The sequence below is a fragment of the Pseudomonas sp. HN2-3 genome, from assembly GCF_020691745.1.
GTDB lineage: Bacteria > Pseudomonadota > Gammaproteobacteria > Pseudomonadales > Pseudomonadaceae > Aquipseudomonas > Aquipseudomonas capeferrum.
This window is the reverse complement of sequence record NZ_CP085704.1, coordinates 3,100,550-3,115,888: the sequence shown is the minus strand read 5'-3', so window position 1 is coordinate 3,115,888 and position 15,339 is coordinate 3,100,550. Positions and strand designations below refer to the sequence as shown.

General features: G+C 63.7%; 14 protein-coding genes. 10 read left to right on the top strand and 4 right to left on the bottom strand.

The window, feature by feature from the left end; all coding sequences use genetic code 11:
• Nucleotides 1-19 precede the first annotated feature (19 nt).
• Genes lexA through LJX93_RS14065 form a run of 4 tightly spaced genes read left to right on the top strand, consistent with a single transcriptional unit; the run spans nt 20 to nt 5,759 of the window.
• Nucleotides 20-637, top strand: a complete 618-nt coding sequence (gene lexA, locus LJX93_RS14080) for a transcriptional repressor LexA (protein WP_227696069.1) — start codon at nt 20-22, stop codon at nt 635-637.
• The gene (gene imuA / locus LJX93_RS14075) at nt 637-1,257 is read left to right on the top strand and encodes a translesion DNA synthesis-associated protein ImuA (protein ID WP_033698043.1); all 621 of its coding nucleotides are present in this window, start codon (nt 637-639) and stop codon (nt 1,255-1,257) included. Before lexA ends, imuA begins: the two co-directional genes overlap by 1 nt.
• A 6-nt stretch (nt 1,258-1,263) precedes the next feature.
• Nucleotides 1,264-2,682 carry a Y-family DNA polymerase gene (locus LJX93_RS14070; protein ID WP_047583091.1) on the top strand — a complete coding sequence of 473 codons (1,419 nt, stop codon included), beginning with the start codon at nt 1,264-1,266 and terminating at the stop codon, nt 2,680-2,682.
• Nucleotides 2,679-5,759, top strand: a complete 3,081-nt coding sequence (locus tag LJX93_RS14065; protein ID WP_227696068.1) for an error-prone DNA polymerase — start codon at nt 2,679-2,681, stop codon at nt 5,757-5,759. Before LJX93_RS14070 ends, LJX93_RS14065 begins: the two co-directional genes overlap by 4 nt.
• 133 nt (nt 5,760-5,892) lie before the next feature.
• Here LJX93_RS14065 and LJX93_RS14060 read toward each other — a convergent pair whose 3' ends face one another.
• Both LJX93_RS14060 and LJX93_RS14055 read right to left on the bottom strand, forming a co-directional pair.
• Nucleotides 5,893-6,714, bottom strand: coding sequence for an aldo/keto reductase (locus LJX93_RS14060; protein ID WP_227696067.1), 822 nt, complete (start codon nt 6,712-6,714; stop codon nt 5,893-5,895).
• A complete protein-coding gene (locus LJX93_RS14055) occupies nt 6,702-7,607 on the bottom strand; it encodes a LysR family transcriptional regulator (RefSeq protein WP_033698035.1) in 906 nt (301 codons plus the stop codon). The genes LJX93_RS14060 and LJX93_RS14055 overlap by 13 nt, the downstream gene beginning before the upstream one ends.
• 140 nt (nt 7,608-7,747) lie before the next feature.
• Here LJX93_RS14055 and LJX93_RS14050 point away from each other — a divergent pair, with 140 nt between their 5' ends.
• From LJX93_RS14050 to LJX93_RS14030, 5 genes are all read left to right on the top strand, one after another.
• Nucleotides 7,748-8,446, top strand: coding sequence for a CoA transferase subunit A (locus LJX93_RS14050; protein WP_033698034.1), 699 nt, complete (start codon nt 7,748-7,750; stop codon nt 8,444-8,446).
• Between the two features lie 35 nt (nt 8,447-8,481).
• Nucleotides 8,482-9,138, top strand: a complete 657-nt coding sequence (locus tag LJX93_RS14045; RefSeq protein ID WP_033698033.1) for a CoA transferase subunit B — start codon at nt 8,482-8,484, stop codon at nt 9,136-9,138.
• A 92-nt stretch (nt 9,139-9,230) separates the two neighbouring features.
• Complete coding sequence (locus LJX93_RS14040) at nt 9,231-10,655, top strand: short-chain fatty acid transporter (protein ID WP_156310133.1); 1,425 nt, start codon at nt 9,231-9,233, stop codon at nt 10,653-10,655.
• Between the two features lie 87 nt (nt 10,656-10,742).
• Complete coding sequence (locus LJX93_RS14035) at nt 10,743-11,285, top strand: helix-turn-helix domain-containing protein (RefSeq protein ID WP_047583224.1); 543 nt, start codon at nt 10,743-10,745, stop codon at nt 11,283-11,285.
• Nucleotides 11,286-11,295: 10 nt separating this feature from the next.
• Nucleotides 11,296-12,087, top strand: a complete 792-nt coding sequence (locus LJX93_RS14030; RefSeq protein ID WP_033698030.1) for an AraC family transcriptional regulator — start codon at nt 11,296-11,298, stop codon at nt 12,085-12,087.
• On the opposite strand, the gene LJX93_RS14025 is transcribed toward LJX93_RS14030, so the two are convergent.
• Nucleotides 12,080-12,661 carry a LysE family translocator gene (locus LJX93_RS14025; protein WP_033698028.1) on the bottom strand — a complete coding sequence of 194 codons (582 nt, stop codon included), beginning with the start codon at nt 12,659-12,661 and terminating at the stop codon, nt 12,080-12,082. The two genes, LJX93_RS14030 and LJX93_RS14025, sit on opposite strands and share 8 nt — an antisense overlap.
• A gap of 256 nt (nt 12,662-12,917) precedes the next feature.
• On the opposite strand from LJX93_RS14025, the gene LJX93_RS14020 reads away from it, so the two are divergent.
• Entirely contained in the window at nt 12,918-14,489 is a 1,572-nt protein-coding gene (locus LJX93_RS14020) for a TerC family protein (protein ID WP_033698027.1), read from the top strand.
• Here the strand turns inward: LJX93_RS14020 and rarD are convergent.
• Entirely contained in the window at nt 14,452-15,339 is an 888-nt protein-coding gene (gene rarD, locus LJX93_RS14015) for an EamA family transporter RarD (protein WP_033698026.1), read from the bottom strand. The two genes, LJX93_RS14020 and rarD, sit on opposite strands and share 38 nt — an antisense overlap.

Here is a 15,339-nt window from a genome sequence, read left to right as displayed (position 1 = left end):
CGCTGGGAAAAGAGTACAAATGTGCTCCATGGACAATATGACCCCCAAACGCCGCGCCATTCTCGAATTCATTCGTAAGCGCATCACCGATCACGGCCAGCCCCCGAGCCTCGCCGACATCGCCACGCGCTTCGGCTTTGCCTCGCGCAGCGTCGCGCGCAAGCACATCACCGCCCTGTGCCAGGCCGGTTACATCGACGTCACGCCAAACCAGGCGCGTGGCATTCGCCTGGCCCAGCCCCTGCGCCGCCCGGAAATTCTCGAAGTGCCCGTGTTGGGCCAGGTCGCCGCAGGTGCGCCGATCGGCCCGGACCTCGGTATCCACGAGCAATTGCTGATCGACCCCAGCCTGTTCCGGCGCACACCCGATTACCTGTTGAAGGTGCGCGGTGACTCCATGATCGACGACGGCATCTTCGACGGTGACCTGGTCGGTATTCGCCAGCAGGGCGAGGCCCGTGACGGGCAGGTCGTGGTTGCCCGCCTGGACGGCGAGGTGACCATCAAGCGCTTGCAGCGCCAGGCCGGTGGTTACCGGCTGCTGCCACGCAACCCGGCCTATGCGCCGATTGATGTGGGGCCTGAACAGGCGTTCTTCATCGAAGGCGTGTTCTGCGGCCTGCTGAGGCGCGACTGATGGGCGCGGTGGTCGATCTCGACAGGCTGCTCGACCAGCGTCAGGTCTGGCGCGGTCGGCAGGTTCAGGCTCGGCCTCTGGGGTTGCAGCCCACCGGCCATGCCGCGCTGGACCAACGCCTTGCAGAGGGCGGCTGGCCGGCCGCAGCGCTCAGCGAACTGTTGCTGGCCAGCCCCGGTTGCGGTGAGCTGAAGTTGCTGTGGCCTTCGCTGGCACGCCTGACCGCTGAAGGCGGTCGGGTAGTGCTGGTCGCGCCACCGTTTATTCCCTTTGCCCCGGCCTGGCAGGCAGCGGGGGTGGATTTACGCTGGCTGGTCCAGGTCGCCGCCGCGCCGGTCGACGCGCTCTGGGCGGCTGAGCAATGCCTGCGCTCGGGCAGTTGCGCCGCCGTGCTGTGCTGGCCAGAACGCGCCGATGACCGTGCTCTGCGGCGCCTGCAGGTGGCCGCCGAAACCGGCCAGGCGCTGGCCTTCGCCTGCCGCCCGCAGCAGGCGGCAAACAACCCGTCGCCAGCCGCTTTGCGCATTGCCATCGACACCCGGCCAGCACAATGGCGCGTGCTCAAGAGCCGAGGTGGCATGCCCCCGGCGCTGCCCATCGCCTGCCCCGGGCAGGGCTGATGCATCATGCTCTGGGCCTGCATTCTGCTGCCACAGCTGGCGCTGGACACGGTGCTGCGCGAACGCAACGACCCCGATACGCCACTGGTGCTGATTGGCGGCCCCACTCAGCGGCGCGTCTTGCAGGCGGTCAACCCCGCTGCTGCGGCATTGGGCCTGCGTGCCGGGCAGACCCTGACAGCAGCCCGTGCCCTGGCCGATGGCTTCACCTGCGTGGAGGCCGACGGCAAACGCATCGAACAGTTGCAACAACTGCTGGCAGCCTGGGCCTATCGCTTCAGCGCCCAGGTGAGCCTGCATTACCCAAGGGCGCTGCTGCTTGAAGTAGGCTCCAGCCTGCAATTGTTCGGCCCCTGGCCCTTGTTCGAGGCACGGCTGCGCCAAGAGCTTGGCGAGTTGGGCTTGCGTCAGCGCATCGTGCTGGCCAGCAACCCGGTGGCGGCGCGCATGCTCGCCAATGGCCACGATGGCTTGGCGGTGACCTGCGCCGAAGAGGCGCGCGCAGTGCTGGCACGCATGCCAATCGAGCGTGTCGGGCTGCCTCAGGAGGCCGCCGAGGCCTTTGCCCGCATGGGGCTGCGCCAGCTCGGCCAGGTCATGGCCTTGCCTCGCGATGCCCTGGCAAAACGCTTTTCTGCCCAGGTACAGCTGCACTTGGACCAGTTGCTGGGCCTGCGTAACCTGGGGTTGGCTTTCTACCAGCCGCCTGACCGCTTCGAAGCGCGTCTGGAGCTGAACTTTGACGTTGAATCGCACCAGGCGCTGCTGTTCCCATTGCGCAGAATGCTCAATGACCTTGGCGCGTTCCTGGCCGGGCGCGATTGCGGCGTGCAACGCTTCTGCCTGCACCTTGAGCATGCCGAAGGGCCTGACACGCAACTGCAGGTGGGCCTGCTGGCAGCCGAGCGTGATGCCGGCATGCTCTTCGAGTTGGCCAAAGGGCGGCTGGAGCCGCTGCAGCTGCGCGCCCCGGTACGCAACCTGCGCCTGGTCGCCGATGACTTGCCACCCTTCGTGCCCCAGCACCAGGCGCTGTTCGACCCCCGCGCGCAGCAGGCGCAGCCTTGGGAGCAGCTGCGTGAGCGGTTGCGTGCGCGCTTGGGCGATGAGGCGGTAAAAGGGCTGAGCGCCCAGGCCGACCATCGCCCCGAATGCGCCTGGCAAGCGGTGGAGCAGGGCGCACGCGCGAGCCTGCAACTGATGCCAGGTAGCCGCCCCGGCTGGCTGCTCCCGACGCCTTTGGCACTTGACGACGCAGGGCACCGCTTGTTGGGCCAAGCCGAGCGCATCGAATCGGGCTGGTGGGACGGTGGCGACGTGCGTCGCGACTACTACCGCATCGAAACCCGCGAAGGCCTGCGTGGCTGGGCCTACCGAGACCTCAGCCAGCCTGGCCCGTTGTGGTTGCAAGGTTGGTTCGCATGAATACATTCGGCTATGCCGAATTGCATTGCCTGTCGAACTTCAGCTTCCAGCGGGGTGCGTCGAGTGCCGATGAGTTGTTCCGGCGTGCCCGCGAGCAGGGCTACCAAGCCTTGGCGATCACCGATGAGTGCACCCTGGCCGGTATCGTGCGCGCCTGGCAGGCGGCCAAGGAGCACCAGCTACAACTGATTGTCGGCAGTGAAATACGCCTGCAGGATGGCCCCAGGCTGGTGCTGCTGGCGGAAAACCTGGCGGGCTACCAGAGCCTGTGCGCACTGATTACCCGTGCGCGACGGCGGGCGGAAAAGGGCGCGTATCAGGTGTTCGGCGATGACCTGCGCGCGCACAATCAAGGGTTGCTGGCGCTATGGATAGCCGACGACCCCGATGACCCTGCGCCTGGCCACTGGCTGCACACGTTGTTCGCCGAGCGGCTCTGGCTGGCGGTGCACTTGCACCGAGGCAGTGACGACGAGGTGCGCCTCGGCAAGCTTCGCGAACTGGCGGGCAAGGTCGGTGTCCGTGCCGTGGCCTGCGGCGACGTGCACATGCACGTACGCGGTCGCCGTGCCCTGCAGGATTGCATGACCGCCATCCGCCAGCACTGCCAGGTAGCCGAGGCCGGGCGCCACCTGTTCGCCAATGGCGAGCGTCACCTGCGCAACGCGCAGCAGCTGCAGGAGCTGTACCCCGCCGATTTGCTGGCCGAGACCCTGGCCATTGCCGAACGCTGCCGTTTCGACCTCAGCGAACTCAAGTACCAGTACCCGCGTGAGCTGGTGCCCGAAAGCCATACCCCCGCAAGCTGGCTGCGCGAACTGTGCGAGCGAGGCTTGCCGTTGCGCTGGCCGGCCGGGCCGAGCGACAAGGTGCGCGAAGTGCTGGCACGGGAGCTGGCATTGATCGAAGAGCTGGCTTACGAAAGCTACTTCCTGACCGTGCACGACATCGTCGCCTTCGCCCGCAGCCAGCGTATCCTCTGCCAGGGCCGGGGTTCGGCAGCCAACTCGGTGGTGTGTTTCGTGCTGGGGATTACCGAACTCGACCCCATGCAGCACCGCCTGCTGTTCGAGCGTTTTCTGTCACGCGAGCGCAACGAGCCGCCCGACATCGACGTGGACTTCGAGCACGACCGCCGCGAAGAAGTGATCCAGTACGTGTTTCGTCGCTATGGCCGGCATCGCGCCGCACTCACCGCCGTGGTCAACACCTATCACGCTGCCGGCGCGGTGCGTGATGTGGCGCGGGTACTGGGGTTGCCGGCCGATCAGGTGGATGCACTGGCCAAGTGCTGCGGCCGCTGGAGTGATCGCATCCCCGATGCACAGCGCTTGGCCGAAGCGGGTTTCGAGGCCAGCAGCCCATCGTTGCGGCGGGTGCTGATTCTGGCCGCTGAGCTGATCGGCTTTCCCCGGCACCTGTCGCAACACCCTGGCGGCTTTGTCATCTCGCAGCAACCGCTGGACCAACTGGTGCCGGTGGAAAACGCCGCGATGCAAGACCGCACGGTGATCCAGTGGGACAAGGACGACCTGGACATGGTCGGGCTGCTCAAGGTCGATGTGCTGGCCCTGGGCATGCTCAGCGCCTTGCGCCGTTGTTTCGACCTGCTGCAACGCCACCGTGGCCGGCAGCTGACCTTGGCGAGCATTCCAGCTGAGGACCCGGCTACCTACGCGATGATCAGTCGGGCCGAGACCATGGGCGTGTTCCAGATCGAATCACGGGCGCAAATGGCCATGTTGCCTCGGCTCAAACCCACCACCTTCTACGACCTGGTGATCGAGGTGGCCATCGTGCGACCCGGGCCGATCCAGGGCGACATGGTCCACCCTTACTTGCGCAGGCGCCTGAAGCAGGAACCGGTCACCTACCCCTCGCCGAAGTTGCAGGAAGTGTTCGAGCGTACCCTGGGGGTGCCGCTGTTTCAGGAACAGGTCATGGAACTGGCCATGGTGGCTGCCGACTACAGCCCGGGCGAGGCCGACCAGTTACGGCGCAGCATGGCTGCCTGGAAGCGCCACGGTGGGCTGGAGCCGCACCGTGAGCGGCTGATACAGGGCATGTTGCGCAATGGTTACGACCTGTCGTTTGCCGAGCGCATCTTCGAACAGATCAAGGGCTTCGGCAGCTATGGTTTTCCTGAGTCTCACGCGGCCAGCTTTGCCTTGCTGTGTTATGCGAGCAGTTGGCTCAAGTGCCATGAGCCGGCCATTTTTACCTGTGCGTTGGTCAACAGTTGGCCCATGGGTTTCTACAGCCCCGACCAACTGCTGCAGGAGGCCAGGCGCCAAGGTATCGAGGTGCGGCCGGTGGATGTGTTTCACAGCGAGTGGGATTGCACGCTCGAGCGCGTGGCTGAAAGTGCCCTGGCCATTCGCCTGGGGTTGCGGCAGATTCGGGGCTTTGCCGAGGCCGATGCTCGGCGCCTGGAGCAGGCGAGGGCGCAACGGCCCTGGCGCGATGTCGAGGATCTGTGCCTGCGTGCAGGGCTCGACCAGCGTGCCCGCGCCCGCCTGGCGGACGCCGGGGCACTGAGGGCCCTGGCGCGTGACCGCCACCAGGCGCGCTGGCAGGTGGCGGCCGTGCAACCGCAACTGCCCTTGTTCGCTGAAGTGGACGCAGTGCCAGAGGGCGCGGTGGCGCTACCGGCGCCGACCGCGGGTGAAGACCTTGTCAGTGATTATCAGACCTTGGGTACCACGCTTGGGCCACACCCGTTGACACTGCTGCGCCCACGCTTGCGCGCGTTGGGCTGTCGCAGTTCGTGCGAGCTGGCTGCTGTCGAGCATGGCGACAGCATTGCCGTGGCCGGGCTGGTGGTGGGCAGGCAACGCCCGCAAACCGCCAGCGGGGTGACGTTCGTGACGTTGGAGGATGAGTACGGCATGGTCAATGTGGTGGTGTGGCGTGACTTGGCCGAGCGGCAGCGGCGAGCATTGGTGGGCTCGCAATTGCTCAAGGTGAGCGGGCGGCTGGAGCAGGAGAATGGCGTTCGCCACCTGATCGCCCGACGGCTGGAGGATGTCAGCCCCTTGCTGCAGGGGCTGAATGTTCGTAGCCGCGATTTTCACTGAGTGTGTAGGAGCGGCCTTGCGTCGCGAAAGGGCTGCGCAGCGGCCCCGGCATTATATGCGGTGACGCTGAAATCCTGGGGCCGCTGCGCAGCCCTTTCGCGACGCAAGGCCGCTCCTACAAGGGCGGTGTCGGTCAGACCATCGCCAACCGTTGTTTGCGGGCCGGCGGTGGAAACGCCCGGTCGATTGCCCGTAGGTCTTCGCTGCTCAAGGTCAGCACACCCGCCGCCGCATTCAGCCGCACATGTACTGGCGCTACCGCCTTGGGAATGGCGATCACCCCATCTTCACGTGTCACCCAGGCCAGACTGACCTGGGCCGTTGACGCGCCATGGCGCTCGGCGATCTCCAGCAGCACAGGATGCTGCAGCAACTGCCCGGCCTGAGCCAGTGGGCAGTACGCCATGGTTGGCAATGCACGCTTCTGGCTCCACGGCAGCAGGTCGAACTCGATGCCGCGCTGCGTCGGGTTGTACAGCACCTGGTTGGTGGCGCAATCGGGGTTGTTCAACTCGCGCAGGTCATCGACGTCGAAGTTGGACACCCCCCAGCGCTTGATCTTGCCCTGTTCGCGCAGGCGCTCGAACGCCTCGACGGTCTGCTCAAGTGGATGCTGGCCACGCCAATGCAGCAGGTACAGGTCGATGCAGTCGGTACCCAGGCGTTTGAGGCTGCGCTCGCAGGCAGCCGGCACGCCCCGCGTACTGGCATTGTGCGGGTAGACCTTGCTGACCAGAAACACCTGGTCCCGACGCCCGGCGATGGCCTGGCCGACCACTTCCTCCGCGCCGCCCTCGGCATACATTTCAGCAGTGTCGATCAGGCTCAGGCCAAGCTCGATACCCTGTTGCAGGGCAGACACCTCTGCTGCACGGCGGCCGGGGTCTTCACCCATGTACCAGGTGCCCTGGCCAATGGCCGGAACGCTCGAACCTGCCAGTTTCACGTGTCGCATGTCACCTCCGGGATCAGGGTATGGGAAAGCAGTACCTCGAGCAGCGCTTGCGCTGCGGTGGACAATTTGTGCTCGCTCAGGGCAATGACACCGATGCGCCGTTCAACCGAGGGCTCGACCAAGGGCAGGCAGCGGGCGCCGAGCTCCTGCATCTGGTTGATGCACAGCGCCGGTACTGCGCTGACGCCCAGGCCACTGGCAACCATGCGCCCAATGGTCGACAGCTGATGGCTTTCGAACGCCACTGCCAGTTTGCCGTGCCTGGCCGCAACGTTCTGTTCCATCAGCAGACGCACCGCCGAAGGGCGCTGCAAGGCAATGAAATCTTCGGCCAGCAGTTGTGCCCAACTGACCCCGGGCAACAACGCCAACGGTGAGTCGGCGGGTACCACGGCGACGAAGCGGTCCATGTATAACGGGTAGAAGGCCAGGCCATCGGTGTTGTCCGGTTCGAAGCCGATGCCCAGTTCGACGCGACGATGGCGCACCAGTTCCAGTACCTGTTCGTTGATCACATCGTGCACGGTGACGTTGACCTTCGGGTAGCGCTGGCGAAACACCTTGAGCGAGCGGGGCAGCAAGTTGCCTGCAAAAGCCGGCATCGCCGCCACTGAAACCCGACCCAGTTGCAGGGTGAAGCGCTGGCGCAGCAGTTCTTCGGTGTCGTCCCAGTCGGCCAGCAGGCGCCGCGCCAGTGGCAGCAGCACTTCACCTTCGGCCGTCAGGCTGACACTGCGGGTGGTGCGGCTGAGCAAGGCGCCGCCGAGGTTTTCCTCAAGGGCCTTGATGGTCAGGCTCAATGCCGGTTGCGAAACATGCAGATGCTCGCCGGCTTGGGCGAAGCTTTGGTACTTGGCCACGGCGACGAAGGCGCGGAGTTGCTTGACGTTCATGACGGGCCTACTGTTTGTTTTGAAAACGTTATCAATCAATGATGAAAACAAAATTAACAAATCAGTCGTCTGCGGTGAAGATGTCAGCACACGCTCACCGACAGCCTCGTCGGTTCAACAACTACAAAAGGCGGATCAACATGGCCGGACTGGACAAGCGCGTAGCAACCTATGAAGAGGCCCTTGACGGCCTGACCGACAACATGACGGTACTGGCCGGTGGCTTTGGCCTGTGCGGCATCCCGGAAAACCTCATCAACGAGATCAAGCGCCGTGGCGTCAAGGGCCTGACCGTGGTCTCCAACAACTGCGGTGTCGATGGTTTCGGCCTGGGTGTACTGCTGGAAGAGCGCCAGATTCGCAAGATGATCGCTTCCTACGTGGGCGAGAACGCCGAATTCGAACGCCAACTGCTCAGTGGTGAACTGGAAGTCGAACTCACCCCACAAGGTACCCTGGCCGAAAAAATGCGCGCCGGCGGCGCTGGCATCCCGGCCTTCTTCACTGCCACCGGCTATGGCACCCCGGTCGCCGATGGCAAGGAAGTGCGTGAATTCAAAGGCCGCCATTACATTCTCGAAGAATCCATCACCGGTGACTTCGCCATCGTCAAGGGCTGGAAGGCCGACCATTACGGCAACGTGGTGTACCGCAACACCGCGCAGAACTTCAACCCGCTGGCGGCCACCGCCGGCAAGATCACCGTGGTTGAAGTGGAAGAGATCGTCGAACCGGGCGTGCTGCTGCCCAGCGAGATCCACACCCCCGGTATTTTCGTGGACCGTGTGATTGTCGGTACCTTCGAAAAGCGTATCGAAAAGCGCACCGTCAAGGCCTGAGCGCCATCCTTCAGAACAACAAAGAGATCCTGACCATGGCACTGACCCGCGAACAGATGGCGCAACGCGTCGCCCGTGAACTGAAGGACGGCTACTACGTCAACCTTGGCATTGGCATTCCGACCCTGGTGGCCAACTACGTACCCGACGATATGGATGTCATGCTGCAGTCGGAAAACGGCTTGCTCGGCATGGGCGAGTTCCCTACCGAAAGCACGATCGATGCCGACATGATCAACGCCGGCAAGCAGACCGTTACCGCCCGCCGTGGCGCATCGATCTTCGATTCGGCGCAATCGTTCGCCATGATCCGTGGTGGCCACGTCGACCTCACCGTGCTGGGCGCCTTCGAAGTGGATGTGCAAGGCAACATCGCCTCGTGGATGATCCCCGGCAAGCTGGTCAAGGGCATGGGCGGCGCCATGGACCTGGTGGCCGGTGCCGACAACATCATCGTCACCATGACCCACGCCTCCAAGGACGGTGAGTCCAAGTTGCTGGAGCGTTGCAGCCTGCCGTTGACCGGTGCCGGTTGCATTCGCAAGGTACTGACCGACCTTGCGTACCTGGAGATCGACAATGGCACCTTCATCCTGCGCGAGACGGCGCCGGGGGTAAGCGTCGAAGAAATCATCGAGAAGACCGCCGGCAAGCTGATCGTGCCGGATGATGTGAAAGAGATGACGTTCTAACCTCTGCTGTGATCATCAACCCTGTGCGAGCGAGCTTGCACAGGGTTTTTGCTGTTGATTCAAGATCAGTTCGACAAAACCAATAAAAGGACATGACTGTGGCCGCTGAAATCCAAGACAGCCGTTCCGCCCGCTTTGCCTTGCGCTGTTCCAACTGGGCTGAACGCTGGTTCCCTGATTCCTGGGTATTCGCCGCCCTTGCGGTAGTGCTGGTGTGCCTGGGTGCCCTGGTGATGGGTGCCAAACCGACCGACACCGCCAAGGCCTTCGGCGATGGCTTCTGGAGCTTGATCCCGTTCACCATGCAGATGGCGTTCGTGGTCATTGGCGGCTATGTGGTGGCCAGCTCGCCGCCTGCCGCTCGGCTGATCGACCGCTTGGCGCGTATCCCCAGCAACGGCCGTTCGGCGGTGTGCTGGGTTGCGCTGGTCTCGATGCTGGCCTCGTTGCTCAATTGGGGCCTGTCGCTGGTCTTCGGAGGCCTGCTGGTGCGCGCCCTGGCGCGCCGCACTGACCTGAAAATGGATTACCGCGCCGCTGGCGCCGCTGCCTACCTGGGCCTTGGCGCGGTATGGGCGCTGGGCCTTTCGTCTTCGGCGGCGCAACTGCAGGCCAACCCGGCCAGCTTGCCGCCGTCGATTCTGTCGATCACCGGGGTGATTCCGTTCACCGAAACCATCTTCCTCTGGCAGTCGGGGGTCATGCTGGCGGCGCTGGTGATCGTATCGCTGGTGGTGGCCTATGCCACCGCCCCAGGCGCGACCAGCGCGCGTACGGCGGAACAATGCGGCGTCGACCCAAGCTTCACCGCGCCGCCACCGGCCCAGCGCAGCCGGCCCGGCGAGTGGCTGGAGTACAGCCCGATCCTGACCTTGCTGCTGGTGGCCCTGGCCGGTGGTTGGCTGTACCAGGAGTTCGCCACCAAGCCTGCAATCACCGCCATCTCAGGGCTTAACACCTACAACTTCCTGTTCATCATGCTGGGTGCCTTGCTGCACTGGCGCCCGCGCAGCTTCCTCGATGCGGTGACCCGTGCCGTGCCCACCACCACGGGGGTGCTAATCCAGTTCCCGTTGTATGGCTCGATCGCGGCGATCCTCACCCAGGTCAAGGGCGTGGACGAACAGACCCTGGCCCACCACATTTCCACCTTCTTCGTACAGATCGCCTCCCACGATACCTACGCCGTGCTGATGGGCGTGTACTCGGCAGTGCTGGGCTTCTTCATCCCCTCGGGCGGGGGCAAATGGATCATCGAGGCGCCCTATGTGATGCTGGTGGCCAATGACCTGCAATATCACCTGGGTTGGGCCGTGCAGATCTACAACGCTGCCGAAGCCCTGCCAAACCTGATCAACCCGTTCTACATGCTGCCGCTGCTGGGCGTGCTGGGCCTCAAGGCGCGCGACCTGATCGGCTTCTCGTTCGTGCAATTGCTGGTGCATGCACCCTTGGTACTGGTGCTGCTGTGGGCGTTGGGTACGACATTGCAGTATGTGCCGCCCGTGATGCCTTGAGATCAGGGCCAGCATTTCGCGCGCAGTCCACGTATCATCGGTGCGCGCGAGCCTTGCATCTGCCTTCGCCTGGGAAAACTGCGTCACATGTCTATCCGATTGAAATTGCTGAGAAAGAAACTGGGCCTGACCCTGGAATTGCTGGCCGAGAAAACCGGCATGACCAAGAGCTACCTGTCCAAGGTCGAGCGTGGCCTGAACACGCCGTCGATCGCTGCGGCGCTGAAGCTGGCGCGGGCGTTGAACGTCAATGTCGAAGAATTGTTCGCTGAAGAGCAAACCGCGCAGCACCGTTACAGCCTGGTGCGTCATGCTGAGCGCCAGGCCCTGGTGGGCGACGGCACAGGGCCGGGGTACGCGGCACTCACCAGCCAGGTGGGGCAGCGCAGCCTGTTGCCGTTCCTGATCCAGCCACCGACCCAGTTCAGTGACCCGACGTTCAAGGAGCACCAGGGCGAGGAGTTTCTGTTCGTTCATGCAGGCCAGGTAGAGGTGGATTTCATGAACGAACGGGTGCTGCTGGAGCAGGGCGATGCCTTGCATTTCAATGCCCAGACGCCGCACCGGCTGCGCTCTGTGGGGCCGCAGCCGGCGCAGTTGCTGGTTGTGGTACACGACGACGGCGAATGAGGGCAGGGTGATGATCGAGGTGTCGCGGTTCTGGCGGGATCCGGCATTGCCCTTCGTCGAAGCCCGGCGCGTAGGGGACGGGCGCCAGGTGTGCTACGCCGCCCACTCCCATGAGAGTTTTTCCATCGGCGTCATCACCGGTGGGCGCAGTACTTACCTGACCGGCGATAGCCAGATCGAAGTGAGCGCCGGTGCTACGGTGCTGATGAACCCCGGGGTTGTGCATACCTGCAACCCCATCGAGGGCCAGGCCTGGTCTTACCTGATGCTGTTCGTGGATCTGCCATGGCTGCAGGCGCTGGGTTTTCAGCTGCCTCAACAGACCTGCAGCACCTCGCCGCGCCTCTATAGCCGCGTTTTACAGGTATTTGCAGACCTGTTCGACGACGGCCTGCCTGATCGTGAAGGCCGCGTAGCGACATTTTTTGGCACACTGCCAAGCCTGCTAGGTGCCACGCCAGCTTTGAACGTGCCGGAACACTCTCGGCTGGACGCAGCTGCTGCCTTCATTCGCGCACACCGTACCGACCCCCTGAGCCTTGAAGACATCTGCATGGCCAGTGGCTTATCCCGGTCTTACCTGATTCGGGCCTTTCGCCAGCGTTTCGGCCTGACGCCCCATGGCTACCTGGTTGACCAGCGCGTGCAGCTCGCCCGGGCGTACCTGCGCAAGGGCCGTGCTATTGCCGAAGTGGCACTGGCGGCAGGTTTCGCCGACCAGGCGCACTTGCAGCGTGCGTTCAAGAAACACCTGGCGGCAACGCCGGGGCATTACTGCAAGAGTGCCCCGTCGCTCAGATGACCAGATACGCAGCACTGGCCACCAGCAACACGGCCAGCCCGCGGTTCAGCAAGCGCATCTGCCGGGGGTTGCCCAGGCACTGGCGAATCACGCTTCCGGCCCATGCCCAGCTGGCCACCGAGACAAAACAGATCGGCCCATAGATCCAGGTAAACAGCCACAGCAGTTGCTGTTCGCCGCCGGTGTAGGCGCCGACACCCGCCACCGCCGCCAGCCATGCCTTGGGGTTGAGCCACTGCATCGCTGCGCCATGCCAGGCCGAGGGCGCGCTCTGCCCGTGCTCGCCACCTAGCTGGCCATCATCGCTGGCCAGTTTCCAGGCCATGTACAGCAAAAAAGCCACCCCACCCCAGTGCAGTAGCACGCCCAGCAGCGGCCAGCGCAGCAACAGTTCATGCAGGCCCAGCCCGACCAGTACCAGCAGCAGGCAGAACCCCAGCGTCGCACCGGCCACATGGGCCAGGCTAGCGCGCAGGCCATGACGGGCACCGCTGCCCAGGGCGACGATGTTGACCGGGCCAGGGGAGATCGAGGCCGCCAGCGCGAAAGCGGCCATAGACAAAGACAGACTCATGAGGGCAATCCTGTGAGGGGAGTTGCCGAGCATCTTCGGGCTGCGGTGCTCTGGCGTATTGAACAAAAGTCCCCAATGGGCTGTTACAGGTTTTGTAATAGTTTCTCACTGTCAGAAAAACCTGCTGTGATTGTACGATCGCTTACCCAATTTCTACCCAGGTAACTATGAGCACCTTCGCGGAGCCCCCCAGTCTTCGGCCTTCTCGGCCATCCTTCAACCGTCCCTGTGACGCTTCCCTTGTGAGTACCCGGTAATGGAATGGCTAGCCGACCCCACGGCCTGGCTAGGCCTGTTGACGCTTATCGTCCTCGAGCTGGTGCTGGGTATCGACAACCTGGTGTTCATCGCCATCCTGGCCGACAAGTTGCCGCCCCATCAGCGCGACCGTGCGCGGATCATCGGTTTGAGCCTGGCGCTGATCATGCGCCTGGGCTTGTTGGCGAGTATCTCGTGGATGGTGACGCTGACCGCGCCGCTGATCGAGGTGTTTGGCAAGAGCTTCTCGGGCCGTGACCTGATCATGCTGTTCGGTGGTGTATTCCTGCTTTTCAAGGCCACCATGGAGCTGCACGAACGGCTTGAAGGGCACGTCACTCAGGCCAGTGGCGTGGTACGCCATGCGGCGTTCTGGCCGATTGTTGCGCAAATCGTCGTGCTCGATGCGGTGTTCTCGCTGGACGCCGTGATCACCGCCGTGGGCATGGTCGAGCAGCTGTCGATCATGATGATTGCGGTGATCTTCTCGATCGGCATCATGATTGTCGCCAGCAAACCGCTGACCCGCTTCGTCAACGCCCACCCGACAGTGATCATGCTGTGCCTGGGCTTCTTGATGATGATCGGCTTCAGCCTGACCGCCGAAGGCCTGGGCTTCCATATACCGAAAGGCTACCTGTACGCGGCCATTGGCTTCTCGATCCTGATCGAAGTGTTCAATCAGTTGGCCCGCGCGCGCCGCAAACGCAGCCTGCAGCAGCATCGGCCGCTGCGTGAGCGTACTGCCCATGCGGTACTGCGCCTGCTGGGTGGCCGTCGGGTCGAGGCCGACGAAGTGGGCGAAGATATCGCCGACCTGGTCGGGGGCGGCGGCGAAGAGGTGCTGTTCGACCGCCGGGAGCGGGTAATGATCAGTGGTGTACTGAACCTTGCCGAGCGGCCGATCCGCACGGTGATGACCGCACGCACCGAAGTCGATGTGATCGACCTTGCGCAGCCGGCCGCGGCCATAGCCGAAGCCCTGGCGAATTCGCCGTACTCACGCCTCCCGTTGATCCGCGATGGTCGCATCGATGAGCCGCTGGGCTTCGTGCACAAGAAGGAGTTGTTCAAGGAGCTGCTGTCGGGAAGCCAGCCAGACCTGGAGCGCATGGCGCGGGCCCCTTTGAACCTGCTGGAAAGCTTCAGCATCCTCAACGCCCTTGAACAGATGCGTGGCCAATCTACCCATATCGCCTTCGTGGTCAACGAATTCGGTGATTTCACCGGCCTGCTGACCATGACCGATATCCTTGAGTCGATTGCCGGTGAGTTGCCAGATGCCAGCGAAGTGGAAGGCCCGGGTATCGTTGAAGAGGGTGATGGCTTTGTCGTCAGCGGCGCCCTGAACCTCAGCCAGGTCCAGGCACGTACCGGCTTCAGTGCCCGTGCCACCGAGGATTACCAGACCCTCGCGGGCCTGGTGATGAGCTTGCTGGACCGCCTGCCGGTGGTGGGTGATCGCTTGGCCTGGAATGGCTGGATCATGACTGTGGAGGCTGTTGAAGAGCGGCGCGTGCGCCAGGTACGGCTTATACCGAACGGCGACGCTGACGCAGCAGGTGCTTGAAACCTTCCACAACCAGTACCAGCACTGCGGCCCAGATCGGCAGGTAAGTCAGCCACTGATCCGGGCCGATGCTTTCACCCAGCAGCAGGGCCACGCCCACCAGCAATACCGGCTCGACGTAGCTAAGCAGGCCAAACAGGCTGAACGGCAACAGACGGCTGGCCAGCACATAGGCGATCAGGGCCGAGGCGCTGATCGCTCCCAATACCGGGATCAAGGCGTAAAGGCCAGGGTGGGCAAGCAGGTCCGCCGCTGACAACGGCCCCTGGATCACGAAGTACAGCGCCCATGGCAACAGCAGGCACATGTCGCACCACAGGCCGCCCAGGTGGTCGGTGCGGCAGCGTCGGCGCAGCACGAAGTAGATCGGGTAGCCGATCATCACCACCAGGGTTTCCCAGGCGAAGCTGCCATGCTGGTACAGCTCGTGCCCGACACCCAGCGCGGCGCAGCACACCGCCACCTTCTGCAGGTGCGACAGGCGTTCGCCGTAGACCAGGCGGCCGGTCAAGACCATGGTCAGCGGCAGCAGGAAGTAGCCCATCGACACTTCCAGGCTGCGCCCATGCAGCGGTGCCCACAGGAACAGCCACAGTTGCACCCCCATAAGCCAGGACGTACCGACCATCCCCAGCAGCAGCACCGGTGTGCGCCGCACCCGCGCCAGCAGCTCGCCGACCCGTTTCCAGTCCTTCGAGGCCAGCATGAACAGGGTGAGGCAGGGCAGCGTCAACAGCGTGCGCCAGCCAAAGATCTCTTCGCCATCGAGCGGCGTGAGCAGGGAGGTATAGAAGTACATCACAGCGAACAAGCAAGACGCCATGACCGATGAAAGGATGCCTTTTGACAC